The sequence below is a fragment of the Enterococcus sp. DIV1337a genome, assembly GCF_051712285.1.
GTDB classification, from domain to species: Bacteria; Bacillota; Bacilli; order Lactobacillales; family Enterococcaceae; genus Enterococcus; species Enterococcus faecalis.
The window spans coordinates 152,806-175,949 of the sequence record NZ_JBIOOP010000001.1 but is presented as its reverse complement, the minus strand read 5'-3'; the positions used below and the strand labels follow the sequence as shown (position 1 = coordinate 175,949).

The following is a 23,144-nucleotide window of genomic DNA, read 5'->3' as shown; positions in this document are numbered from 1 at the left end:
GCCATATGTGAGAATGGTGCTGAGGTAAAACCTCAACACTCGATTCTTACTTATTGATAAAGCCGACATATTGACGTTTCATCATTAATCCTTCTAATTGTTTCGTTGTTTCTAATGCAACCCCGATAACGATTAGTAAACTTGTTCCACCTAAACCGATTGATTGAGGTAAATTCCAAACCATTTGCGCAATGATTGGAAGTAAAGCAACAAGTCCTAGGAAAATTGAGCCGACAACACTTAATCTCATTAACACGCCAGATACATATTCTTCTGTACCTTTACCTGGTCGCACGCTTGGAATGTAGCTTCCTTGTTTTTGTAAGTTTTCCGCTAATTTCTCAGGGTTTACTTGAACAAATGCATAGAAGAACGTAAACGCAACGATTAGGACAGTATAGATGATTGCCCCTGGAACTGTGTTATAACTGAAGATTTTTGTCATAATGTCATACCAATTTTCACCAGCGAATTTTGATGAGAAAGCTTGTAAAATGGCATTTGGTGTTGCAATTAACGAGCTGGCAAAGATAACTGGAATAACCCCAGCAGCATTTACTTTTAACGGTAAATAACTACTTGTTGGTGCACCAGAAACACGTTTTGTATATTGGATTGGAATCTTACGTTCTGCTTGTTGGAAGAACGTTACGACTGTAACAATCACCAAAACAGCAATAACTAAGATTGCAATGAAAATAACAGATTGCCAAATACGAGAAGACTCGATATTGACGAAGTAATCTTCATAGATTTCTTTGACTGCTCCTGGCAAACGAGAAATAATCCCGGCAAAGATAATCATTGAAACACCATTTCCGATTCCTTTTTCTGTAATTTGCTCACCCATCCAAGTCACAAACATCGTTCCAGCAGTTAAAATAACTGCAATCATCACAAAGGTACCTAAGGTTGGATTGTTGACAATCCCAGTTTGACTTAAGCTATTAAAACCAGCAGTGATCCCCATTGACTGAGCCACACCCAAGACGATCGTTAGATATCTTGTTGCTTGATTTAATTTCTTGCGCCCAACTTCTCCTTGTTTTGACCATTCGACAAATCTAGGTACAATATCCATTTGCAATAGTTGAATAATAATAGATGCTGTAATGTATGGCGAAACCCCCATCGAGAAGATAGAGAAGTTTTGCATTGCACTACCACTCACCATATTCAACATATTCAAAAATGGTAAGCTACTTAAATCAGACAATCCCTTTGCATTCACCCCGGGCACAGTAATGTGCGCACCTAGGCGAAATACAAACAAGATTAAAACTGTAAATAAGATTTTTGATCTAATGTCTTTGACTTTAAAGGCGTTCTTTAATAGCTTGAACAATTAGATCACCTCGATTGAACCACCAGCAGCTTCGATAGCTTCTTGTGCTGATTTCGAGAATTTAGCTGCTTTCACAGTTAATTTTTTCGTTAACTCACCATCTGCAAGAACTTTGATTCCTGCTTTTTCGTTTTTAACGATTCCTGCTTCTTTTAGGACAACAGGAGTTACTTCTGTTCCATCTTCAAAACGGTTTAAAGTATCTAAGTTTACAACAGCGTAGTCTTTACGATTAATGTTCGTAAACCCACGTTTTGGTAAGCGACGGAATAATGGAGTTTGACCCCCTTCAAATCCTAAACGAACACCACCGCCTGAACGGGCTTTTTGCCCTTTTTGTCCACGGCCAGCTGTTTTACCATTACCAGATGAAGTACCACGTCCAACACGGTTACGTACTTGGCGTGAGCCCTCAGCAGGTTTTAATTCATGAAGTTTCATAGGTTTGGCACCTCCTTAAGCAATCTTCTATTACAAATCTATAAATCTTAAACTTCTTCTACGTCCACTAAATGTGAAATAGTGTTAACCATGCCTTTGATTGCTTCATTGGCAGGTTTTGTAACAGTACTATTCACTTTACCTAAACCTAACGCTTTAACTGTAGCACGTTGGTTTTGAGGACGTCCGATAACACTGCGTTTTAAAGTAATTTTTAATTCAGCCATTATTTTGTCCTCCTTAACCGATAATTTCTTCTACAGATTTACCGCGAAGTGCTGCCACTTCTTCGGCACGTTTTAATTGTTTTAGACCTTCAACAGTTGCGCGAACAACGTTAATAGGTGTGTTTGAACCTAGTGATTTAGATGTAATATCTGCTACACCAGCTAATTCCAATACGGCACGAACTGGTCCACCAGCAGCTACCCCAGAACCTTCTACTGCAGGTTTCATAAGGATACGGCCGCCACCGAATACGCCAATTACTTCGTGCGGGATAGTAGAACCAACCATAGGCACTTCAACTAAGTTTTTCTTCGCGTCTTCGATTGCTTTACGGATAGCTTCAGGTACTTCTTGTGCTTTACCAGTACCGAAACCAACGTGTCCGTTTTTGTCACCGACAACAACTAAAGCTGCGAAACGTAAACGACGTCCACCTTTAACAACTTTTGTTACACGGTTGATCGCTACAACGCGGTCTTCTAATTCCAAATGTTTTGGATCAATATAAACCATGAATGGTGTTCCTCCTTCTCCTAAAATTCTAGTCCATTTTCACGAGCAGCTTCAGCTAAAGCTTGCACGCGGCCATGGTAAAGGTATCCACCACGGTCGAAGACTACTTTTTTGATGCCTTTTTCAGCGGCACGTTCAGCAACTAGTTTACCAACAGCTGCAGCTGTTTCTGTTTTTGTTCCACCTGAAATTTCTTTATCCAAGGCAGAGGCACTTGCTAGCGTCACACCCGCTACGTCATCAATGACTTGCGCGTAGATGTTTTTGTTAGAACGGAAAATGTTCAAGCGTGGGCACTCAGCAGTACCAGAGATTTTGTTACGTACACGACGATGTCTCTTTTGACGTGTTTTGTTTTTATCTGGTTTTGTAATCACAATTTTCACCTCTTTGATTTAATGTTTACTACTAATATTTCAAGCAGTCAGCAGATTACGGAAAAGAGAAGCTGGCAGACAAGACAAAAGCATTTTATTGGAAAAATCCCATAAAATGACAGTTGCTTGTTGTTGACTTCTGTTTTCTACACAGCTGTTATTATTTACCAGTTTTACCTTCTTTACGGCGTACAAATTCACCAACATAGCGAATCCCTTTGCCTTTATAAGGTTCTGGAGGACGAACGCCACGGATGTTAGCAGCTAATTCACCAACAACTTCTTTGTTGATGCCTTTAACGATAACTTGTGTGTTCGCAGGTACTTCAAATGTTACGCCTTCTGGTGCTGTCATTTCGACAGGATGAGAATAACCAACGTTTAAAGTTAATTTGTTGCCTTGTACTTGGGCACGGTATCCGACCCCGATAAGTTCAAGTGCTTTTTGGAAACCTTCAGAAACACCAACAACCATGTTGTTGAAGTTTGCACGAGTTGTTCCGTGAATTGTTTTCATTTCTTTTGAATCGTTTGGACGAGTGAATGTCACTTCGTTTCCTTCGATGTTCATTTTGATATCAGAAGAAAATTCGCGTGTTAATTCACCTTTAGGTCCTTTAACTGTAATGTTGTTTCCGTCTTGCTTGATTTCAACACCAGCAGGAAGAACAACAACTTTATTACCAATACGGCTCACTTAGAGACACCTCCTTGTGTATTTTTTAGAATTACCATACGTAGGCGATTACTTCGCCGCCGATATTTTTCGCTCTAGCTTCTTTGTCAGTAATTACACCCTCTGATGTAGAGATGATTGCAATTCCTAGACCGTTTAATACTTTTGGTACTTCGTCAGCTTTTACGTATGCACGTAAACCTGGTTTAGAAATACGTTTTAAGTTTGTGATAACACGTTCTTCGTTTTTACCATATTTTAGGAAAACACGGATTACGTTTTGTTTGTCATCTTCGATGTATTCTACGTCGCGGATAAATCCTTCACGTTTCAGGATTTCTGCGATATCACGTTTGATTTTTGAAGCAGGTACTTCTAAAGTTTCATGTTTAACCATGTTCGCATTACGAATGCGAGTTAGAAAATCTGCAATTGGATCTGTCATGACCATTGAACTATTTACCTCCTTTATGCGAGTTTACTTGTTTACCAGCTAGCTTTCTTCACGCCGGGAATTTGACCTTTATAGGCAAGTTCGCGGAAGCAAATACGGCAAAGATGAAATTTACGATAAACTGAATGTGGACGTCCACAACGTTCACAACGAGTATATGCTTGTGTTGAATGTTTAGCAGGACGTTTGTTTTTAGCAATCATTGATTTTTTAGCCACGTAGTTCGCCTCCTTATATTATTTTTGGAATGGCATACCTAATTGTGCCAACAATTCGCGAGACTCTTCGTCAGTGTTCGCTGTTGTAACAATTACGATGTCCATACCGCGTACTTTATCTACTAAATCATAATCAACTTCTGGGAAGATTAATTGTTCTTTAATACCTAAAGTATAGTTACCACGACCATCGAAAGCTTTTTTGCTGACACCGTGGAAGTCACGTACACGAGGTAAAGAAACTGTTACTAATTTATCTAAAAATTCGTACATTCTTTCGCCGCGTAGCGTTACTTTCGCACCGATTGGCATTCCTTCACGTAAACGGAATCCAGCGATAGATTTTTTAGCTTTTGTGATAAGTGGTTTTTGACCAGTGATTAATGCTAATTCTTCAACAGCTTTGTCTAAGTTTTTAGCATTTGATACTGCATCACCCACACCCATGTTGATAACGATTTTATCAACTTTAGGTGTTTGCATAACTGAGCTGTAATTAAATTTTTCCACCAATGATGGTGTTACTTCTTTAATATATTTTTCTTTCAGGCGGTTCATTCAGTAAGCCCTCCTTCCGCAATTTTTATTTATCTAAAACTTCACCTGTTTTTTTAGAAACGCGGACTTTTTTGCCGTCGACTTCTTTAAACGCAACTTTAGTAGCTTCTCCGTTTGAAGGATCAATCACCATTACATTAGAAACATGAATTGGCGCTTCCACTTCAAGGATTCCACCTTGTGGGGCTGCTTGGTTTGGTTTTTGGTGTTTTTTAACGACGTTGACACCTTCAACGATAACTTTATCTTGTTTAGGAAACGCTGCTAAGACAACGCCTTCTTTGTTTTTATCTTTACCAGTGATAACTTTTACTTTATCGCCTTTTTTAACAAACATTACTGTTTCGCACCTCCTTTAACGTGGGCTCGAGATTATAATACTTCTGGTGCTAGAGAAACGATCTTCATGAAGTTGTTTTCACGTAATTCACGTGCAACTGGTCCGAAGATACGTGTTCCGCGTGGGCTTTTATCGTCACGGATAATTACCGCAGCATTTTCATCAAATTTGATGTAAGAACCGTCAGCACGACGAGCGCCAGATTTTGTACGAACGATAACGGCTTTAACTACTTCACCTTTTTTAACAACCCCACCTGGCGTTGCTTGTTTGACAGTAGCAACAATAACGTCACCGATGTTAGCAGTTTTACGACCAGATCCGCCTAGGACTTTGATCGTTAAAATTTCACGTGCGCCAGAATTGTCAGCGACTCTTAAACGACTTTCTTGTTGGATCACGATGTGTATCCCCCTTTCAGATTTTGTGCTTCAATCTATTAGGAAATTCTCGTTTTATTAGATAATAACTGCTTCTTCGACTACCTCTAGTAAACGGAAACGTTTTGTAGCTGATAATGGACGAGTTTCCATGATTTTTACGATGTCTCCAACTTTCGCTGTGTTGTTTTCATCATGCGCTTTATATTTTTTAGAATATTTCATACGTTTGCCATAGATAGGGTGGTTTTTCTTTGTTTCAACGACAACTGTGATTGTTTTATCCATTTTGTCTGATACCACGCGACCTTGGTAAACTTTACGTTGATTTCTTTCTTCAGTCATACGCGTTTGGCCTCCTTCCACTATTAGTTAGCTTGTTCACGCAATACTGTTTTGATGCGTGCAATCGATTGACGTACTTCTTTAATACGTGCAGTGTTTTCTAATTGACCTGTTGCTAATTGGAATCTTAAGTTGAACAATTCTTCTTTTAATTGTTTTTCTTTATCTAGCATTTCGGCAGTGGTTAATTCTCTGATTTCTTTAACCTTCATTCGATTCACCACCCATTTCCTCACGTTTTACGATCTTAGTTTTTACCGGCAATTTGTGAGATGCAAGACGAAGAGCTTCACGAGCTACTTCTTCAGGAACGCCTGCGATTTCAAACATGATTTTACCACGTTTAACTGGTGATACCCAGCCTTCAGGTGCCCCTTTACCTTTACCCATACGTACGCCGATAGCTTTACTTGTGTAAGACTTGTGAGGGAAAATTTTAATCCATACTTTCCCGCCACGTTTCATGTAACGAGTCATTGCAATACGGGCTGCTTCGATTTGACGGTTAGTAATCCAGTGAGATTCAGTTGCTTGTAAACCCCATTCACCAAATGCTACTTCTTTTCCGCCTTTAGCTTCACCGCGCATTTTTCCGCGGAATTCACGACGGTGTTTTACACGTTTAGGTACTAACATGATTATTTCCCTCCTTTCTCAGTGTTTTTTTTCGTTGGAAGAATTTCTCCACGATAGATCCACACTTTAACTCCTAGTTTTCCGTAAGTAGTGTCCGCTTCTTCCCATGCGTAATCAATGTCCGCACGTAATGTGTGAAGTGGTACAGTTCCTTCAGAGTATCCTTCTGAACGAGCGATATCCGCACCGTTTAGACGACCTGATACTTGAGTTTTGATTCCTTTAGCGCCAGCACGCATTGCGCGTTGGATCGCTTGTTTTTGAGCACGACGGAAAGCAACACGGTTTTCTAATTGACGTGCAATTCCTTCGCCTACTAATTTTGCATCTAAATCTGGTTTTTTGATTTCAACGATGTTGATGTGAACTCGTTTGCCAGTTAATTTGTTTAATTCTTTTCTTAGGTTTTCGACTTCAGATCCGCCTTTACCGATAACCATACCTGGTTTAGCTGTGTGAATTGAAATGTTTACACGGTTTGCAGCGCGTTCGATTTCAATTGTAGATACAGCAGCATCAGCAAGTTTTGTTGCGATAAATTTACGGATTCTTAAATCTTCGTGTAAGAATTCAGCATACTCTTTTTCAGCATACCATTTCGCATCCCAGTCGCGGATGATGCCTACACGCATTCCAATTGGATGTACTTTTTGACCCACTGATTGTCCCTCCTCTTAAATGTTTAAGCTCTGCTTTCATAAAGAAAACAGCCTATTTCATGAGACTTATTTCTCTGTTACAACTACTGTGATATGACTAGTACGTTTGTTGATTGGTGAAGCTGAACCTTTTGCACGAGGACGGAAACGTTTCATTGTTGGTCCTTCGTTAACAAATGCTTCAGATACGACTAAGCTTTCAACGTCTAAGTCAAAGTTGTTTTCTGCGTTAGCAACTGCTGACATTAAAACTTTTTCAATGATTCCAGCAGACTTGTTCGGTGTGAATTTCAAGATTGAAATTGCATCCGCAACGCTTTTCCCTCTGATAAGATCGATTACTAAACGTGCTTTACGAGGTGAAGTGCGAACTGTTTTTGCAGTTGCTTTAGCTGATGTAATTTGTTCTGACATTTGCATATCCTCCCCTCAAAATTAGCGTTTAGTTTTTTTATCGTCAGCAACGTGGCCACGATAAGTTCTAGTTGGTGCAAATTCACCTAATTTATGTCCTACCATGTCTTCTTGAATGTAAACAGGGACATGTTTCCGTCCATCATATACAGCGATTGTGAAACCTACGAATGATGGAAAAATTGTAGAGCGGCGAGACCAAGTTTTAATTACTTTTTTCTTTTCGGCACCTTGTTGTGCTTCGACCTTTTTCATCAAATGATCATCGACGAAAGGTCCTTTTTTTAAACTACGACCCATGGTGAACCTCCTCTCAAAATGTACGACACATGGTCAAAAAAATTATTTAGTACGACGACGAACAATAAGTTTGTCTGATTTAGCTTTTTTATTACGTGTTTTGTATCCAATTGCTGGTTGACCCCATGGAGATACTGGTGCTTTACGTCCGATTGGTGTTTTACCTTCACCACCACCGTGTGGGTGATCGTTAGGGTTCATTACGCTACCACGAACAGTTGGGCGTTTACGCATCCAACGAGAGCGGCCAGCTTTACCAATGTTGATTAATTCGTGTTGTTCGTTACCAACTGAACCGATTGTTGCACGGCAAGTTGCTAAGATCATACGAACTTCGCCAGAGTTTAAGCGGATTAATACGTATTTGCCTTCTTTACCAAGTACTTGCGCGCTTGTTCCAGCTGAACGGATTAATTGTCCACCTTTACCAGGTTTCATTTCAATGTTGTGGATAACTGTACCGACTGGAATGTTTTCCAATGGTAATGCGTTACCTACTTTAATATCTGCTTCTGGACCAGATACTAGGCGCATGCCTACTTCTAATCCTTTTGGTGCTAAGATGTATGCCTTAACCCCGTCTTCGTAATGAACTAACGCGATGTTAGCAGAACGGTTTGGATCGTACTCGATCGTTTTAACAACCGCTGCGACGTTATCTTTATTACGTTTGAAGTCAATCACACGGTATTGACGTTTGTGACCGCCACCTTGGTGACGAACCGTAATGCGACCGTTGTTGTTACGACCGGCATTGTTTTTTAATGGCTGTAACAATGATTTTTCTGGTGTTGAAGTTGTGATTTCAGCGAAATCAGAACTTGTCATGTTACGACGGCCATTTGTGGTAGGTTTGTACTTTTTAATCGCCACGTCTTATTTCCCTCCTACGTTGATATTGTTCAGGACTGCTTATTCAGCAGCTTCGAATAATTGAATTTCTTTTGAATCTTCAGTTAATGTAACGATCGCTTTGCGACGTTTTTTTGTATAACCTGCATATTTACCCATGCGTTTAAATTTTGGACGCACGTTTAAGATGTTTACGTTTGCTACTTTAACATCGAATGCTGATTCAACAGCTTGTTTTACTAAAGTTTTGTTTGCGCGAGTGTCCACTTCGAAAGTATATTTCTTTTCGTCCATAGCTAACATGGATTTTTCAGTGATCACTGGGCGTTTGATTACGTCTAGTAATTCCATTATGCAAGCACCTCCTCAATTTGAGTAAGAGCTGTTTGTGTTGCCAAGACTTTGTTAGCTGACACAACATCTAACACACTAACGTTATCAGAAGTTACTACAGAAACGTTTGGTAAGTTACGAGCTGATAAAGCTGCAAAGTCGTTACCATTTTCTAAAACAACTAATACTTTAGTATCGATAGACAAGTTAGCAAGAACTTGTTTGAATTCTTTTGTTTTTGGTGCATCGAAGCTTAAACCTTCTACTGCTACCAAGTTATTTTCAGCAACTTTATCTGATAATACAGATTTCATTGCTAAGCGACGAACTTTTTTAGGAAGTTTGTAGCTGTATGAACGCGGTGTTGGTCCAAAGACTACGCCACCTCCACGCCATTGTGGTGAACGGATTGAACCTTGACGAGCACGACCAGTTCCTTTTTGACGCCATGGTTTGCGGCCACCGCCACGAACAGCGCTACGGTTTTTAACTGCGTGTGTTCCTTGTCTTAATGAAGCACGTTGCATGATGATTGCATCATAGACAACACTTTCATTAGGTTCGATTCCGAAGATTTCTTCATTTAAAGTGATTTCACCGTTTTGAGTTCCATCTTGTTTGAATAATGCTACATTCGGCATTCCTTAGTTCCTCCTTTCCCTACACTTATTTAGCTTTCACAGCTGATTTGATTGTGATTAAAGATTTTTTCGCTCCAGGAATGTTTCCTTTGATTAAGATAACATTTCTTTCTACGTCCACTTTAACAACTTCAAGGTTTTGAATTGTTACGCGGTCGCCACCCATACGGCCGGCTAGTCGTTTATTTTTAAATACACGGTTAGGCGCTACTGGACCCATTGACCCAGGACGACGGTGATAACGAGAACCATGAGACATAGGTCCGCGGCTTTGGCCGTGACGTTTGATTGCCCCTTGGAATCCTTTACCTTTCGTAGTACCTGTAACATCAACAACGTCTCCTGCTTGGAAAACATCTACTTTGATTTCTTTACCTACTTCATATTCTCCTAGCTCAACATTCTTGAATTCTTTAATGAAGCGCTTAGGAGCCGTGTTTGCTTTTGCAACATGACCTTTCGCAGGTTTGTTTGATAAAACTTCACGTTTGTCTTGGTAACCAACTTGGATAGCTTCGTATCCGTCAGTTTCAACAGTTTTCACTTGTAAAACCACGTTTGGCGTAGCTTCAACTACTGTTACTGGAATTAATTCACCAGACTCAGTAAAGATTTGTGTCATTCCCACTTTTTTCCCTAAGATTCCTTTGGTCATGAGTACACCTCCATCTTAATTTTATAGTTTGATTTCAATATTAACACCAGACGGTAAGTCAAGCTTCATTAGAGCGTCAACTGTTTTTGGTGTTGGGTTCACAATGTCAATTAGACGTTTGTGAGTACGCATTTCGAATTGTTCGCGAGAATCTTTGTATTTATGAGTCGCACGAATAACTGTGTAAAGTGAGCGTTCTGTTGGTAATGGAATCGGACCTGATACGTCAGCTCCAGTTCTTTTTGCTGTTTCCACAATTTTATCCGCTGATTGATCTAAAATACGGTGTTCATACGCTTTTAAACGGATACGAATTTTTTGTTTTGCCATCTTGTTCCCTCCTTCGCCTATTTTAAAAGTAGACATAGCTCCACGAAAATTTATCCGGCATGCTCGTTCATGGCAAAGCGTCCGAGCGTGTCGCAACCTCTCGCTTCACAGCCGGCAAATCAAATCGTTGATCTACCAATGCTTTTTACACTCCTGTAAACAGCACCTTTTTGATTATACTATGAAAGGATAGTGTTAGCAAGGATTTTCTGTGTTTTTTTAAAAGAATTTTTTCTTGTTTTGAAAAGTATTTGTTTTGTTTTTCAATTCTTTTCATTCTATTTTTATAAAAAAAGAATTTGGGCTTCCTCTTTTACCAGAAGCCCAAATTCTCTCTTTTTTATTCTATTAACCAATCCGGCGCATTGGAATATCATTGTTATCTGGATGAACCAATAAATATTGAATAACATCAATATTGCTTGCTTGGAATGAGGCTGCACATGCTTGCAAATATAAGTCCCACATTCGATAGAAGCGCTCACCTTTTTCGTCAACAATTTCTGCTTCTATATTATGGAAGTTTTTTGTCCAATGTTCCAATGTCAATTGATAATCTCTGCGCAAACTTTCCAAGTCGATCACTTGTAAGTCATTTTCTGTCATATGGCCGACTAACTCAGTGACACCAGGAATATAGCCACCTGGGAAAATATAACGATTAATCCAAGCATTTTTAGCCCCACCTTGTTGGCGACTGATCCCATGAATCAATGCCGTACCTTTAGGCGCTAAATTTCGCTGAACGACATCAAAATATTCATGTAGATTTTCTGCACCGACATGTTCAAACATCCCGACACTCGTAATATGGTCAAAAGGCTCTCCTTTTAAATCACGATAATCCATCAATTTGACAGTCATTCGATCTTGTAGGCCTTCTTTTTCTATAATATGGCGAATATGATGAAATTGTTCTTCACTTAATGTAATCCCAGTTGCTTTTGCTCCGTATTCTTTCACCGCAGTTAAAATTAACGTGCCCCAGCCGCAGCCAATATCCAGTAAAGTGTCACCTTCTTTGATAAACAATTTATCTAAAATATGATGAACTTTATTTACTTGTGCTTGCTCTAAAGTATCTTCAGGCGTTTTAAAATAGGCGCACGAATACGTCATTGTTTGGTCAAGCCATTTTTTGTAAAAATCATTCCCCAGATCGTAATGGCTGTGAATATCCTCTTGCGAACGTTTTTTTGAATGACTTTCTTTAGGAAGCCATTTAATAAATTTAGCATTGTGTAAAAAGCTATCCTTTTGGTTATACACATCATAAATCAGCGCTTGGATATCGCCTTCGATTTCAATTTTGCGATCCATGTAGGCTTCCCCTAAAGTTAACGAAGCGTTATTCAGTAAATCCTTCACAGGAATTTTTTCATTGAATACAATTTTAAAAACCGGATCCCCCGACCCTTGCCCATACTCTTTGACGGTACCATCCCAGTATGTGACTTGTGTCTTTTTTGAAAAAGACCATTTAAACAGTTGACTGTACGTTTCTTTTTCTAACATTGCATTCCCTCCATTAAATACCATTTGAAGCCAAAACAAAAAGAAGTCGCTTTCCGGTAGTTCGTCAAAACAAACACCACAGTCCGTTCTAAACTGAAGCACAGAAAAGTTAACACCCCTTCTATGTTCCGCTTCTTTTTTTGCAATTACAGTTCTATTCTACTCCTCTTTTAAAAATTTGAACATTCTTTTAACGTAATACCTACTATTGTTATTCTTTATCACAAAAAAACTAGAGCCAGTCCTTGACAGACTCCTCTAGTTCTATACATTATGCTTTCTTACGCATCCGTTGTTCCGCATGGGTGTAAGCGCCATGCCACACGTGCCCCACATAAGGATTAACTTGAATACCATGTTTAATCGCCGCTGCTACAAATTTTTTCGCTAAAGTTACTGCTTCTAACACCGAATAACCTTTCGCCAAACCAGCTGTGATCGCCGCTGAAAAAGTACAACCTGCACCATGATTATAATCAGTAGGATATAGTTCATTTTCCAAAAGATGCGCGGTGTGACCATCATAAAATAAGTCCAGTGCTTTCTCTCCAGCTAAGCGATGTCCTCCTTTAACCACGACATGTTTGGCTCCCATTTGTACAATTCGTTTTGCCGCTTCTTCCATCTCCGCCACGGAAGAAATTTCGCCTAATCCAGATAAGATACCCGCTTCAATTAAATTAGGCGTGGCAACTAATGCTAATGGCAGTAAATCGTTTTTTAGGCCTTCCACACTTTTGGGTTGCAGAATTTGTGCCGTTCCCTTACAAGCAATGACTGGGTCAATCACGACTTTTTGAATTTTTTCTTGTTTAATGTATTTGCTAGCCATTTTAATATTTTGTTCATTGCCCATCATCCCTGTTTTCAAGGCCGCTACTGGACCGCCTGCAAAAACCGAAATCAATTGTTTTTCTAAGAGCGTTTCTGGCAATTCAGTCACTTCATGCGACCAGCCTGTCGTAGGATCCATCGTCACAATCGAGGTTAAACTTGAAAATCCAAAAACTCCATACTCTTCAAATGTTTTTAAATCTGCTTGAATCCCTGCCCCTCCAGTTGAATCGGAGCCTGCAATCGTCAATACTTTTTCCATTAAATCACCTAACCTTTTTCTCCAAGTATACTGAAGAAACAAGTCTGCTAAAACAGCCAATTGGCTTATTTTTTAGCCAGCCAATTTCTAAATCATTACCAACTTCTAGCTGAATTCATTATATTAAATAACGAGCGATCAATTCGCTCACCTTGATTATAAGACCCATAAGAATTTGTATGAATCGCCAAAGCACGATAGCTTCCCGAACTATATCGATAAACAGGAGCACCGCTTTGACCTCCTGTTGTATCTATAGAATAATTCGTCTTACTACTACCGCTACCTGTAATCCGACCACTAGAAGTCCACATTTGATTTTGTCGTTCTCCAGGATATCCCCTAACAGTCACTGTTGTACCTACTTGACTTCCTGTAGACCACTCCGCTCCTAAATACCCTGTTTTGTAACCTACATTACTTGAAAATCTAAGCATTCCCCAATCATAATTTGAATCTTCAGTCGCAATATATTTTGTATCGGTAAATAGACTCGTAGCATAATAAACACCTAATGGATTATAAGAATCGTTTTTCCTAGGATAAAATGCTACACTTCTAGCCCAGCCTCCATCTCTTTTAGAATACACACAATGCCCTGCTGTAATTGCTACTTTATTACCATACATCCAACCTGTCCCTACATACGTTTGTCCATTAGGAAAAGTCATAACCATTTTCCCAATAGTACTATTAGGAAAACTGACTGTGTTAGTTATTCTTGTTCTTGTATCGGCACCTATTATTTGCCTATCAGAACGTTCCTTAGAAATACCTTCAGGCACAAAACTATTTGTCTCATAATCCATTCTTGCCCTAGCAGAAATGGGCAAAGGCTGCTCAACTTCAATATTAGTTTCTAAATCATAAGAACTGATCCCAGAAGCTGATAATTCATTAGAAACATTTATATCTACAGCACTTGGCACCAACGGCTCCACTTCAGCATAACCCTGGACAGGAATAAGAAAACAAACACTAAAAACAAAACCCATACTTATAACTAATAACCTATTCATTTTCATAGAAAAATTAACTTCCATTTTTTATAATACTTTCAACTTTTTCAAATCTAGCAGGAGATGTCTCACTAACAACTCCCTCAACTTCTAAAGAAATACTATCTCCTTTTTTTAATATTTGGTTATTAAATTCAACTCTATCTTCTTTATATACAATATATAAAGAACCAAATTTATCTTCAAAAATTATAGAATCTTCAGAAACCTCAGTTACAACACCATCAATTTTCACCTGCTTATGCGCTTCTACCAAAAAAAATAAACTACTCACAAAAACACAACCAACTACTAATAAATAAACTATTTTTATAATTAAACCTCCACCTTTCCATTTCTTTCACTATACCACGCTATGAATCCGATTTCAAAAAAGTTTTTTTATTACCTAATTTTTTTTAATCATAGTTATATATTTGAAATAGCTACGTAAAAAAAAGACCAGAGAATAAATTCTCTGGTCTTACGTCCGAATACCCCAGTTTTTTACGCTGGTTAAAACTATAGTTAAAAAGTTAATTATTTAACGATTTCAGTAACAACGCCTGAACCTACAGTACGTCCGCCTTCACGAATAGAGAAACGAGTTCCGTCTTCGATAGCGATTGGGTGAATTAATTCAACGTCCATAGCAACGTTATCACCAGGCATTACCATTTCAGTACCTTCTGGCAATTCTACAACACCAGTAACGTCTGTTGTACGGAAGTAGAATTGAGGACGGTAGTTAGTGAAGAATGGAGTGTGACGTCCGCCTTCTTCTTTTGATAATACGTATACTTCAGCTTTGAATTTTGTGTGTGGAGTGATTGTAGCTGGTTTAGCTAATACTTGTCCACGTTCGATATCTTCACGTGCTACACCACGTAATAAAGCACCGATGTTGTCGCCTGCTTCAGCGTAGTCTAATAATTTACGGAACATTTCAACACCTGTAACAGTTGTTTTAGATGTTTCGTCTTTAATACCAACGATTTCAACTTCGTCACCAACGCGAACTTCACCACGTTCAACACGGCCTGTAGCAACAGTACCACGTCCAGTGATTGAGAATACGTCTTCGACTGGCATCATGAATGGTTTGTCAGTATCACGTTCTGGAGTTGGGATATATTCGTCAACTGCAGCCATTAATTCTAAGATTTTTTCTTCATAAGACTCGTCGCCTTCTAAAGCTTTCAAAGCAGAACCTGCGATAACTGGAACATCATCGCCTGGGAAATCGTATTCTGATAATAAGTCACGAACTTCCATTTCTACTAATTCTAATAATTCTTCGTCATCAACCATATCCATTTTGTTTAAGAATACAACGATGTATGGTACACCAACGTTACGTGATAATAAGATATGTTCACGTGTTTGAGGCATAGGACCATCAGCAGCAGAAACTACTAAGATAGCTCCGTCCATTTGAGCAGCACCAGTGATCATGTTTTTAACGTAGTCCGCGTGTCCTGGGCAGTCAACGTGTGCATAGTGACGAGTTTCAGTTTCATATTCGATATGAGAAGTGTTGATTGTGATTCCACGTTCTTTTTCTTCTGGAGCGTTATCGATAGAATCGTAGCTTTGTGCTTCCCCGCCACCGTGTTTTGATAATACAGTAGCAATTGCAGCTGTTAATGTAGTTTTACCATGGTCAACGTGTCCGATAGTACCAATGTTAACATGGGATTTAGAACGGTCAAATTTTTCTTTTGCCATTTTGAATGTTCCTCCTAAAAATATAAATTTTATTGTTTGTTTTATATGTGATAGACGTTACTAAAAACCGTCTGATCATCATAAGCTATTTTACACGAAATCTTGAAAAAAGGATAGTTCTAAAAACAAACCTTTTATTCTCAAGGAAAATTATGCGTTGCCGCCGTTTTTCTTGATGATTTCTTCTTGAACAGACTTAGGTACGTCTTCATAGTGGTCAAATACCATCATAAATGTACCGCGTCCTTGTGTTGCTGAACGTAATGTTGTAGCATAACCAAACATTTCAGCTAAAGGTACCATCGCATTAACGATTTGAGAGTTACCGTGTGCTTCCATACCTTCAACACGTCCACGACGACTTGTTACGTGTCCCATGATATCACCTAAGTAATCTTCAGGAACAGTAATTGTAACTTTCATCATTGGTTCTAAAATAACTGGGTTTGCATTTTTAGCCGCAGCTTTCAATGCCATAGAAGCAGCTACACGGAAGGCCGTTTCATTTGAATCGACATCGTGGTATGAACCATCGTAAAGTTTTGCTTTGATATCAACTAATGGATAACCAGCAAGAACACCGTTGTTCATAGAGTCTTCTAACCCTTTTTCAACTGCTGGGATGTACTCACGAGGAACCACACCACCGACAATTGCGTTTTCAAACTCGAAGCCTTTACCTTCTTCATTTGGTGTAAATTCAACCCATACGTGACCGTATTGTCCTTTACCACCAGACTGACGAACGAATTTACCTTCTGCTTTAGTCGCAGCACGGAATGTTTCGCGGTAAGATACTTGAGGAGCACCTACGTTAGCTTCAACTTTGAATTCACGTTTCATACGGTCTACTAAAACGTCTAAGTGCAATTCACCCATACCAGAGATAACTGTTTCACCAGTTTCAACGTTTGTTTCAACGCGGAATGATGGATCTTCTTCAGCAAGTTTTTGTAGAGCCACGCCCATTTTATCTTGGTCAGCTTTTGATTTAGGTTCAACAGCGACTTGGATAACTGGATCAGGGAATTCAATAGATTCAAGAATAACTGGTGCATCTAATGCACATAATGTATCACCAGTTGTTGTGTCTTTCAGACCAACAGCAGCAGCGATATCACCAGAGTACACTTTGTCAATTTCTTGACGAGTGTTGGCGTGCATTTGTAGGATACGACCGATACGTTCTTTTTTGCCTTTTGAAGCGTTCAATACGTATGAACCACTTTCAAGGACACCAGAATAAACACGGAAGAAAGTTAAACGACCTACGAATGGGTCAGTCATAACTTTAAATGCTAATGAAGCGAAAGGTGCTTCGTCATCAGCTGGACGAGTTGTTTCTTCGTCTGTTTTAGTATCGATCCCTTTGATAGCATCGATATCTAATGGAGATGGTAAGTAATCAAGAACAGCGTCCAACATTAATTGAACCCCTTTATTCTTGAATGCTGAACCAGCTAATACAGGGAAGAACTCAACGTTGATTGTTGCTTGACGGATACCAGCGACTAATTCTTCTTCAGTGATTTCTTCACCTTCAAGATATTTCATCATTAAGTCTTCGTCAGTTTCAGCAACAGCTTCAACTAATTTTTCGCGCCATTCTTGCGCTTTTTCTAAATAATCTTCAGGAATATCAGTTTCTTGGATATCTGTTCCCAAATCATTTGTGTAGATTTCAGCTTTCATTTTAATCAAGTCAATGATTCCAGTGAAGTCTTCTTCGGCTCCGATTGGAATTTGAATTGGATGAGCGTTTGCTTGTAAACGATCATGTAATGATTCTACTGAATAGAAGAAGTCCGCACCGATTTTATCCATTTTGTTACAGAATACAATACGAGGAACTTTATATTCAGTCGCTTGACGCCAAACAGTTTCTGTTTGAGGTTCTACACCTGATTGAGAGTCAAGAACTGTTACCGCACCATCTAATACGCGTAGAGAACGTTGTACTTCAATTGTGAAGTCCACGTGTCCTGGAGTATCGATGATATTTACACGGTAGCCTTTCCACTGTGCAGTTGTCGCAGCGGATGTAATCGTGATACCACGTTCTTGTTCTTGTTCCATCCAGTCCATTTGTGAAGCACCTTCGTGCGTTTCACCGATTTTATGGATTTTACCAGTGTAGTACAAGATACGCTCAGTTGTTGTTGTTTTACCAGCATCAACGTGGGCCATGATACCAATGTTACGAGTTTTTTCAAGTGAAAATTCTCTTGCCATTTTGTATGTTTACTCCTCTCTTTGTTTAAATCGATTGTAAATTGACTTTCTGCTGCCACTTTACGCGACAGACAGAGAGGATCTTACCAACGATAATGAGCAAATGCGCGGTTCGCGTCTGCCATTTTGTGTGTGTCTTCGCGTTTTTTAACAGAAGCGCCAGTGTTGTTAGCAGCATCCATGATTTCTTTCGCTAGACGTTCTTCCATTGTGTGTTCACCACGTAGACGTGCGTAGTTAACTACCCAACGTAAACCTAAAGTTGTACGACGTTCTGGACGAACTTCAACTGGTACTTGGTAGTTAGAACCCCCAACACGACGTGCTTTAACTTCAAGAACAGGCATAACGTTTTTCATTGCTTGTTCAAAAACTTCCAATGGATCGTTACCTGTAGATTCTTTGATGATATCAAATGAATTATAGATAATGTTAGCAGCAATCCCGCGTTTACCGTCAACCATTACACGGTTGATTAAGCGAGTTACTAATTTTGAGTTATAAATTGGATCTGGTAAAACATCACGTTTTGCAACAGGACCTTTACGAGGCATCCGTAACTCCTCCTTCCGAAATATGATTTTTCAAGTTGTTATTGTCTTATTATAATTAAGCTTTAGGACGTTTAGTACCGTATTTAGAGCGGCTTTGTTTACGGTCGTTAACACCGGCAGTATCAAGCGCACCACGAACGATATGGTAACGTACCCCTGGTAAGTCTTTTACACGTCCACCACGTAATAATACCACGCTGTGTTCTTGTAAGTTGTGACCGATACCTGGGATATAAGCTGTAACTTCGATTAAGTTTGACAAACGAACACGGGCATATTTACGTAAAGCTGAGTTCGGTTTTTTAGGTGTCATCGTACCCACACGTGTACAAACTCCACGTTTTTGCGGAGAGTTAACGTTTGTTTGAGTTTTCTTAAAACTGTTATATCCTTTGTTTAAGGCTGGTGAATCAGATTTTTCTACTTTAGATTTACGAGGTTTACGTACTAATTGGTTAATTGTAGGCATTCCTTGTTCTCCTCCTTCCTTACTTCGCTTCTAGTTCCACACATCCAGGTGGTTCTTTTTTCGCGATAAAAAATAATGCAATCTCTGCACTCTTTATCAAATATGCTTTGATAGACAGTCAGCACGTCCCTATAAGGAACCTGTAGATAAAGCACCTTTGTTAGGATACCACGATAAGTATCAGCTGTCAACCCTCTTCTTTCGCCTTTCGAAAAAAAGCTTTTCCTTCTATTTAAACGTACTTTTCCTTTAAAAATTTTTATGACTTTTTCAAAAACTTTCTATCTTTTTTAGTTAAATAACGGTACAATATCTTTGACTATTGAAGGGGGCGGAAAACAGCGATGAATCTGAAACAAATGGTAGGAATCGAAGCTGCAAAATATGTAGAAGACGGCATGATTGTCGGTTTGGGTACTGGCTCAACAGCAAAATTTATGGTAGACGAAATTGGTCGTCGCGTAAAAGAAGAAGGATTGTCAATCGTGGGGGTTACTACTTCAAAAGAAACAGAGAAACAAGCCTTGGCCTTGGGCATTCCTTTAAAAAGTATTGATGAGGTTCCATATGTGGATCTTACGATTGATGGCGCCGATGAAATCAGCGCTGATTTTCAAGGAATCAAAGGCGGTGGCGCTGCCTTACTTTTTGAAAAAATTGTGGCCACTTATTCAAAGAAATGTATTTGGATTGTGGATAAATCAAAAATGGTGGACGATTTAGGGGCTTTCCCACTTCCAGTTGAGGTTGTTCCTTATGGCAGCCGCCAACTAGTACATTTATTTGAAGAAAAAGGCTATCACCCTACACTTCGTCTAAACGCTGCTGGCGAAACATTAATAACAGATGGAGGCCACCATATCATCGATTTACATTTAGAAAAAATTACAGATCCAGAAGCTTTAGGTTCTTATTTAGACAACTTGGTTGGCGTCGTTGAACACGGCTTATTTTTAAATATGGTTTCTATGGTAATCGTCGGTTATGAAGATGGACCGAAAACCTTACATGTTCCCGCACGTTAAGAATGTGTGAAAAAAGATTATTTATATAGGAAGGATAATATATGAAACGAATTGGTTATGCACGCACAACTATTATTGAAGACGATTTAAAAAATCAACTAACCACTCTCCAATCGTTTGGTTGTGATGATATTTTCCAAGAGACATTTGATCCTCAAGCGGAGATCAGTGTCTTAGACGAAGTCGAAAAACTTCTTTCTGCTGGGGATACACTTATTGTTTGTAAATTGCACCATTTAGGTAAAACAACCCGCCAATTAACAGACTTTATGAAAATGTTAAAGGAAAAACAAGTTGATTTTGTCAGCATTTCAGAAGGAATTGATACTCACCTTCCAACAGGTGAAGCCTATTTCCAATTAATGGAGAGCTTATCTGTGATGGAATGTGCACTAATTAAAGAACGCACGCTCGTCGGGCTCCACAAAGCTCGTGAAAACGGAAAAGTAGGTGGACGTCCAAAAATTGACGGACGTACCGTCCGCAAAATCCGTGCATTATATTACGAAAACAAAGAAACAATCCAATTTATTTCTAATAAATGCGGCGTTTCGGTGGGCACTTGTTATAAGTACATCAATTTACCTGAGACAGATGTCGAACGGCTGTATTCCTAAGAATAAAAAGAAGTCCTTCAGATAGGGCTTCTTTTTTGATTCAATTTCACTCTAACTTTTCAGCAACTTTCACGTTTTTTTACTATTTTCCATTGGAAATCTTACGCAAAACGGTGTACAATAAACGTGGAAATCTTATTTTCAGAAAACTAAACTCAAAGGAGAGCTTATACATGCCAAAATTAGTTTTTTCTCGTCATGGACTTAGCGAATGGAATGCCTTAAACCAATTTACTGGATGGGCTGACGTAGATTTAGCACCTGAAGGTGTTGAAGAAGCAAAAGAAGGCGGCCGTAAAATTAAAGAAGCAGGCATCGAATTCGATGTTGCTTATACTTCTGTTTTAACTCGTGCCATCAAAACTTGTAACTATTTACTAGAATACTCAGATCAATTATGGGTACCTCAAATCAAATCTTGGCGCTTAAACGAACGTCATTATGGTAAATTACAAGGGCTAAACAAAAAAGAAACTGCTGAAAAATATGGAGATGAACAAGTCCACATCTGGCGTCGTTCTTACGATACTCTTCCTCCATTAATGGAAGCAACAGATGAAGGTTCTGCAGCAAACGACCGTCGTTATGCAATGTTAGACCAACGCGATATTCCTGGTGGCGAAAACTTGAAAGTTACTTTGGAACGTGCATTACCATTCTGGCAAGATGAAATTGCGCCAGCTTTAAAAGACAACAAAACTGTCTTAGTAGCGGCTCATGGTAATTCATTACGTGCTTTAGCTAAACACATCGAAGGCATTTCTGATGAAGATATTATGGATCTTGAAATCCCAACAGGTAAACCATTAGTTTATGAATTAAACGATGATTTAACTGTGAAAGAAAAATACTACTTATAAGAACATGTTTCTTATTAACAAAAGCGGTTTGCCAAGGCAAACCGCTTTTTTATGGATTAAATAAATTGACTTTCGGTTAAACAATCTTTATAAATCGCTACTATATCAGCTACATCCAATGGTACATAAGCCTTTTCAGCAATTGCACTATGGGCCACAGCTTGTTGTGCCATTTCTTCAAATTTATCTGCTTCGATGCCAACTTCTGGTAATGTCATTGGAATGCCACAAGCCACAAAGTAATCGTACAATGCTTGAATACCTTTTTTCGCTGCTACTTCCTCTTCTTGTTCGACTATTCCCCAAACATTTCGAGCAAACTGTGCAAACTTGCCAACGGTTTGTTCAGACAAAACGTAATTCATCCAACGAGGCGTTAAAATTGCTAAGCCAATCCCATGCGTAATGTCATAAAACGCACTTAATTCATGTTCCATGGGGTGACAAGACCAAACACCTTGTTTGCCGCGCCCTGTTAAACCATTTAAGGCTAAACTACTTGCCCACATTAAATTAGCACGTGCATCATAATCTTCTGGATTTTCTAAAGCAATGGGACAATTTTTGATAACCGTTCGCATTAAGCCTTCCGACACAAAATCTTGGACGTCCGTGCCTGTCGAAATACTAAAATAGTTTTCAATCAAATGACTGAAAATATCCGCTGAGCCAGCTGCTGTTTGATTTTGAGGAACCGTAAAAGTATTCGTTGGATCCAAGAACGAAACTTTTGGAATCATATTCGGACCACCAAAGCCTAATTTTTTATTGGTTTCTAAGTTAGAAATGACAGCACCTGCGTTCATTTCACTACCTGTTGCTGCTAAAGTTAAGATGGTCACGATTGGTAAAGCAGGACCGGTATACCCTTTTCTGGCTGCAATGACTGTCCAGATATCTTCTTCTGAATAAAAGCCCGCAGCAATTGCTTTGGAACAATCAATGGTTGAACCACCGCCAACTGCTAAAATAACATCGACTTGGTTTTCTTTACACAACTCAATTCCTTTTCTAACTGTTTCAATGCGTGGGTTTGGTTCGACACCGCTCAACTCAATCAGTGTATGCCCGTTTTTTTGGGCCAAATCAGTAATTTGTTGGTACAAGCCATTACGTTTGATGCTACCGCCACCATAAACAAGTAAGACATTTTTGCCAAACTGATCTAACACAGCAGGTAATTCGTCTAAACGATCTTTCCCAAAACGGATGTCTGTTGGTACATAAAAATTAAAGTTTTCCATTCTTTCATCCTCCATTCAATCCTCTTACGCATTTATCATACTATTTTTTCAAAAATCCGCCAATAAAAAAGCCGAGCAAATGACAGTTGCTTTCACAATGATCGCTTGACC

General features: G+C 39.1%; 34 protein-coding genes. 3 read left to right on the top strand and 31 right to left on the bottom strand.

Going from position 1 to position 23,144, the window contains the following annotated elements:
• Window positions 1–46: 46 nt before the first annotated feature.
• From secY to rpsL, 30 genes are all read right to left on the bottom strand, one after another.
• A complete protein-coding gene (gene secY, locus IGL49_RS00845) occupies window positions 47–1,345 on the bottom strand; it encodes a preprotein translocase subunit SecY (RefSeq protein ID WP_104855117.1) in 1,299 nt (432 codons plus the stop codon).
• Window positions 1,346–1,786 (bottom strand): 50S ribosomal protein L15, encoded by a 441-nt coding sequence (gene rplO, locus IGL49_RS00840; protein ID WP_002356221.1) that lies wholly within the window; start codon window positions 1,784–1,786, stop codon window positions 1,346–1,348.
• 47 nt (window positions 1,787–1,833) lie between these two features.
• Entirely contained in the window at window positions 1,834–2,013 is a 180-nt protein-coding gene (rpmD, locus tag IGL49_RS00835; protein ID WP_002356220.1) for a 50S ribosomal protein L30, read from the bottom strand.
• A 13-nt stretch (window positions 2,014–2,026) separates the two neighbouring features.
• A complete protein-coding gene (gene rpsE, locus IGL49_RS00830) occupies window positions 2,027–2,527 on the bottom strand; it encodes a 30S ribosomal protein S5 (protein WP_002356219.1) in 501 nt (166 codons plus the stop codon).
• Window positions 2,528–2,547: 20 nt separating this feature from the next.
• The gene (rplR, locus tag IGL49_RS00825; RefSeq protein WP_002356218.1) at window positions 2,548–2,904 is read right to left on the bottom strand and encodes a 50S ribosomal protein L18; all 357 of its coding nucleotides are present in this window, start codon (window positions 2,902–2,904) and stop codon (window positions 2,548–2,550) included.
• Between the two features lie 160 nt (window positions 2,905–3,064).
• Complete coding sequence (gene rplF, locus IGL49_RS00820) at window positions 3,065–3,601, bottom strand: 50S ribosomal protein L6 (protein ID WP_002356217.1); 537 nt, start codon at window positions 3,599–3,601, stop codon at window positions 3,065–3,067.
• 31 nt (window positions 3,602–3,632) lie between these two features.
• On the bottom strand, window positions 3,633–4,031 hold the full coding sequence (gene rpsH, locus IGL49_RS00815; RefSeq protein ID WP_104855116.1) for a 30S ribosomal protein S8: 399 nt from the start codon (window positions 4,029–4,031) through the stop codon (window positions 3,633–3,635).
• A gap of 35 nt (window positions 4,032–4,066) precedes the next feature.
• Window positions 4,067–4,252 carry a type Z 30S ribosomal protein S14 gene (locus IGL49_RS00810; RefSeq protein ID WP_002356214.1) on the bottom strand — a complete coding sequence of 62 codons (186 nt, stop codon included), beginning with the start codon at window positions 4,250–4,252 and terminating at the stop codon, window positions 4,067–4,069.
• A gap of 18 nt (window positions 4,253–4,270) precedes the next feature.
• A complete protein-coding gene (rplE, locus tag IGL49_RS00805; protein WP_002356213.1) occupies window positions 4,271–4,810 on the bottom strand; it encodes a 50S ribosomal protein L5 in 540 nt (179 codons plus the stop codon).
• Window positions 4,811–4,835: 25 nt separating this feature from the next.
• On the bottom strand, window positions 4,836–5,147 hold the full coding sequence (rplX, locus tag IGL49_RS00800) for a 50S ribosomal protein L24 (protein WP_002356212.1): 312 nt from the start codon (window positions 5,145–5,147) through the stop codon (window positions 4,836–4,838).
• A 35-nt stretch (window positions 5,148–5,182) separates the two neighbouring features.
• The gene (gene rplN, locus IGL49_RS00795; protein WP_002356211.1) at window positions 5,183–5,551 is read right to left on the bottom strand and encodes a 50S ribosomal protein L14; all 369 of its coding nucleotides are present in this window, start codon (window positions 5,549–5,551) and stop codon (window positions 5,183–5,185) included.
• 57 nt (window positions 5,552–5,608) lie between these two features.
• Complete coding sequence (gene rpsQ, locus IGL49_RS00790) at window positions 5,609–5,875, bottom strand: 30S ribosomal protein S17 (RefSeq protein ID WP_002359348.1); 267 nt, start codon at window positions 5,873–5,875, stop codon at window positions 5,609–5,611.
• 23 nt (window positions 5,876–5,898) lie between these two features.
• A complete protein-coding gene (gene rpmC / locus IGL49_RS00785; RefSeq protein ID WP_002383858.1) occupies window positions 5,899–6,087 on the bottom strand; it encodes a 50S ribosomal protein L29 in 189 nt (62 codons plus the stop codon).
• A complete protein-coding gene (rplP, locus tag IGL49_RS00780; protein WP_002356208.1) occupies window positions 6,077–6,511 on the bottom strand; it encodes a 50S ribosomal protein L16 in 435 nt (144 codons plus the stop codon). The genes rpmC and rplP overlap by 11 nt, the downstream gene beginning before the upstream one ends.
• Before the next feature lie 2 nt (window positions 6,512–6,513).
• Window positions 6,514–7,170 (bottom strand): 30S ribosomal protein S3, encoded by a 657-nt coding sequence (gene rpsC, locus IGL49_RS00775; protein WP_002356207.1) that lies wholly within the window; start codon window positions 7,168–7,170, stop codon window positions 6,514–6,516.
• Window positions 7,171–7,236: 66 nt separating this feature from the next.
• Window positions 7,237–7,584 (bottom strand): 50S ribosomal protein L22, encoded by a 348-nt coding sequence (gene rplV / locus IGL49_RS00770; RefSeq protein ID WP_002356206.1) that lies wholly within the window; start codon window positions 7,582–7,584, stop codon window positions 7,237–7,239.
• A gap of 21 nt (window positions 7,585–7,605) precedes the next feature.
• On the bottom strand, window positions 7,606–7,884 hold the full coding sequence (gene rpsS, locus IGL49_RS00765; RefSeq protein WP_002356205.1) for a 30S ribosomal protein S19: 279 nt from the start codon (window positions 7,882–7,884) through the stop codon (window positions 7,606–7,608).
• A gap of 42 nt (window positions 7,885–7,926) precedes the next feature.
• Complete coding sequence (gene rplB, locus IGL49_RS00760; protein WP_002356204.1) at window positions 7,927–8,757, bottom strand: 50S ribosomal protein L2; 831 nt, start codon at window positions 8,755–8,757, stop codon at window positions 7,927–7,929.
• A 39-nt stretch (window positions 8,758–8,796) separates the two neighbouring features.
• Window positions 8,797–9,087, bottom strand: coding sequence for a 50S ribosomal protein L23 (locus IGL49_RS00755; RefSeq protein WP_002356203.1), 291 nt, complete (start codon window positions 9,085–9,087; stop codon window positions 8,797–8,799).
• Entirely contained in the window at window positions 9,087–9,710 is a 624-nt protein-coding gene (gene rplD, locus IGL49_RS00750; RefSeq protein WP_002356200.1) for a 50S ribosomal protein L4, read from the bottom strand. The genes IGL49_RS00755 and rplD overlap by 1 nt, the downstream gene beginning before the upstream one ends.
• Window positions 9,711–9,735: 25 nt before the next feature.
• Window positions 9,736–10,365 (bottom strand): 50S ribosomal protein L3, encoded by a 630-nt coding sequence (rplC, locus tag IGL49_RS00745; protein WP_002356199.1) that lies wholly within the window; start codon window positions 10,363–10,365, stop codon window positions 9,736–9,738.
• Window positions 10,366–10,386: 21 nt separating this feature from the next.
• Window positions 10,387–10,695 carry a 30S ribosomal protein S10 gene (gene rpsJ / locus IGL49_RS00740; RefSeq protein WP_002389727.1) on the bottom strand — a complete coding sequence of 103 codons (309 nt, stop codon included), beginning with the start codon at window positions 10,693–10,695 and terminating at the stop codon, window positions 10,387–10,389.
• Window positions 10,696–11,043: 348 nt separating this feature from the next.
• A complete protein-coding gene (locus IGL49_RS00735; RefSeq protein WP_033596649.1) occupies window positions 11,044–12,210 on the bottom strand; it encodes an SAM-dependent methyltransferase in 1,167 nt (388 codons plus the stop codon).
• A 271-nt stretch (window positions 12,211–12,481) separates the two neighbouring features.
• Window positions 12,482–13,306 carry a bifunctional hydroxymethylpyrimidine kinase/phosphomethylpyrimidine kinase gene (gene thiD / locus IGL49_RS00730; protein ID WP_002364530.1) on the bottom strand — a complete coding sequence of 275 codons (825 nt, stop codon included), beginning with the start codon at window positions 13,304–13,306 and terminating at the stop codon, window positions 12,482–12,484.
• A gap of 95 nt (window positions 13,307–13,401) precedes the next feature.
• Window positions 13,402–14,349, bottom strand: coding sequence for a trypsin-like serine peptidase (locus IGL49_RS00725; protein WP_104855115.1), 948 nt, complete (start codon window positions 14,347–14,349; stop codon window positions 13,402–13,404).
• Window positions 14,339–14,599, bottom strand: a complete 261-nt coding sequence (locus tag IGL49_RS00720; RefSeq protein WP_141409959.1) for a hypothetical protein — start codon at window positions 14,597–14,599, stop codon at window positions 14,339–14,341. Before IGL49_RS00720 ends, IGL49_RS00725 begins: the two co-directional genes overlap by 11 nt.
• A 245-nt stretch (window positions 14,600–14,844) precedes the next feature.
• Window positions 14,845–16,032, bottom strand: a complete 1,188-nt coding sequence (gene tuf / locus IGL49_RS00715) for an elongation factor Tu (RefSeq protein ID WP_002356194.1) — start codon at window positions 16,030–16,032, stop codon at window positions 14,845–14,847.
• 150 nt (window positions 16,033–16,182) lie between these two features.
• On the bottom strand, window positions 16,183–18,264 hold the full coding sequence (fusA, locus tag IGL49_RS00710; protein WP_002356192.1) for an elongation factor G: 2,082 nt from the start codon (window positions 18,262–18,264) through the stop codon (window positions 16,183–16,185).
• Between the two features lie 83 nt (window positions 18,265–18,347).
• Window positions 18,348–18,818 carry a 30S ribosomal protein S7 gene (gene rpsG, locus IGL49_RS00705; RefSeq protein ID WP_002356191.1) on the bottom strand — a complete coding sequence of 157 codons (471 nt, stop codon included), beginning with the start codon at window positions 18,816–18,818 and terminating at the stop codon, window positions 18,348–18,350.
• A gap of 55 nt (window positions 18,819–18,873) precedes the next feature.
• The gene (rpsL, locus tag IGL49_RS00700; RefSeq protein WP_002356190.1) at window positions 18,874–19,287 is read right to left on the bottom strand and encodes a 30S ribosomal protein S12; all 414 of its coding nucleotides are present in this window, start codon (window positions 19,285–19,287) and stop codon (window positions 18,874–18,876) included.
• Between the two features lie 344 nt (window positions 19,288–19,631).
• Here rpsL and rpiA point away from each other — a divergent pair, with 344 nt between their 5' ends.
• From rpiA to gpmA, 3 genes are all read left to right on the top strand, one after another.
• Complete coding sequence (rpiA, locus tag IGL49_RS00695) at window positions 19,632–20,312, top strand: ribose-5-phosphate isomerase RpiA (protein WP_002363468.1); 681 nt, start codon at window positions 19,632–19,634, stop codon at window positions 20,310–20,312.
• Window positions 20,313–20,353: 41 nt separating this feature from the next.
• Window positions 20,354–20,929 (top strand): recombinase family protein, encoded by a 576-nt coding sequence (locus IGL49_RS00690; protein ID WP_104855113.1) that lies wholly within the window; start codon window positions 20,354–20,356, stop codon window positions 20,927–20,929.
• 173 nt (window positions 20,930–21,102) lie between these two features.
• Entirely contained in the window at window positions 21,103–21,789 is a 687-nt protein-coding gene (gene gpmA, locus IGL49_RS00685; RefSeq protein ID WP_002359343.1) for a 2,3-diphosphoglycerate-dependent phosphoglycerate mutase, read from the top strand.
• Between the two features lie 56 nt (window positions 21,790–21,845).
• Here gpmA and IGL49_RS00680 read toward each other — a convergent pair whose 3' ends face one another.
• On the bottom strand, window positions 21,846–23,048 hold the full coding sequence (locus IGL49_RS00680) for an iron-containing alcohol dehydrogenase (protein ID WP_174108273.1): 1,203 nt from the start codon (window positions 23,046–23,048) through the stop codon (window positions 21,846–21,848).
• Between the last annotated feature and the right edge of the window lie 96 nt (window positions 23,049–23,144).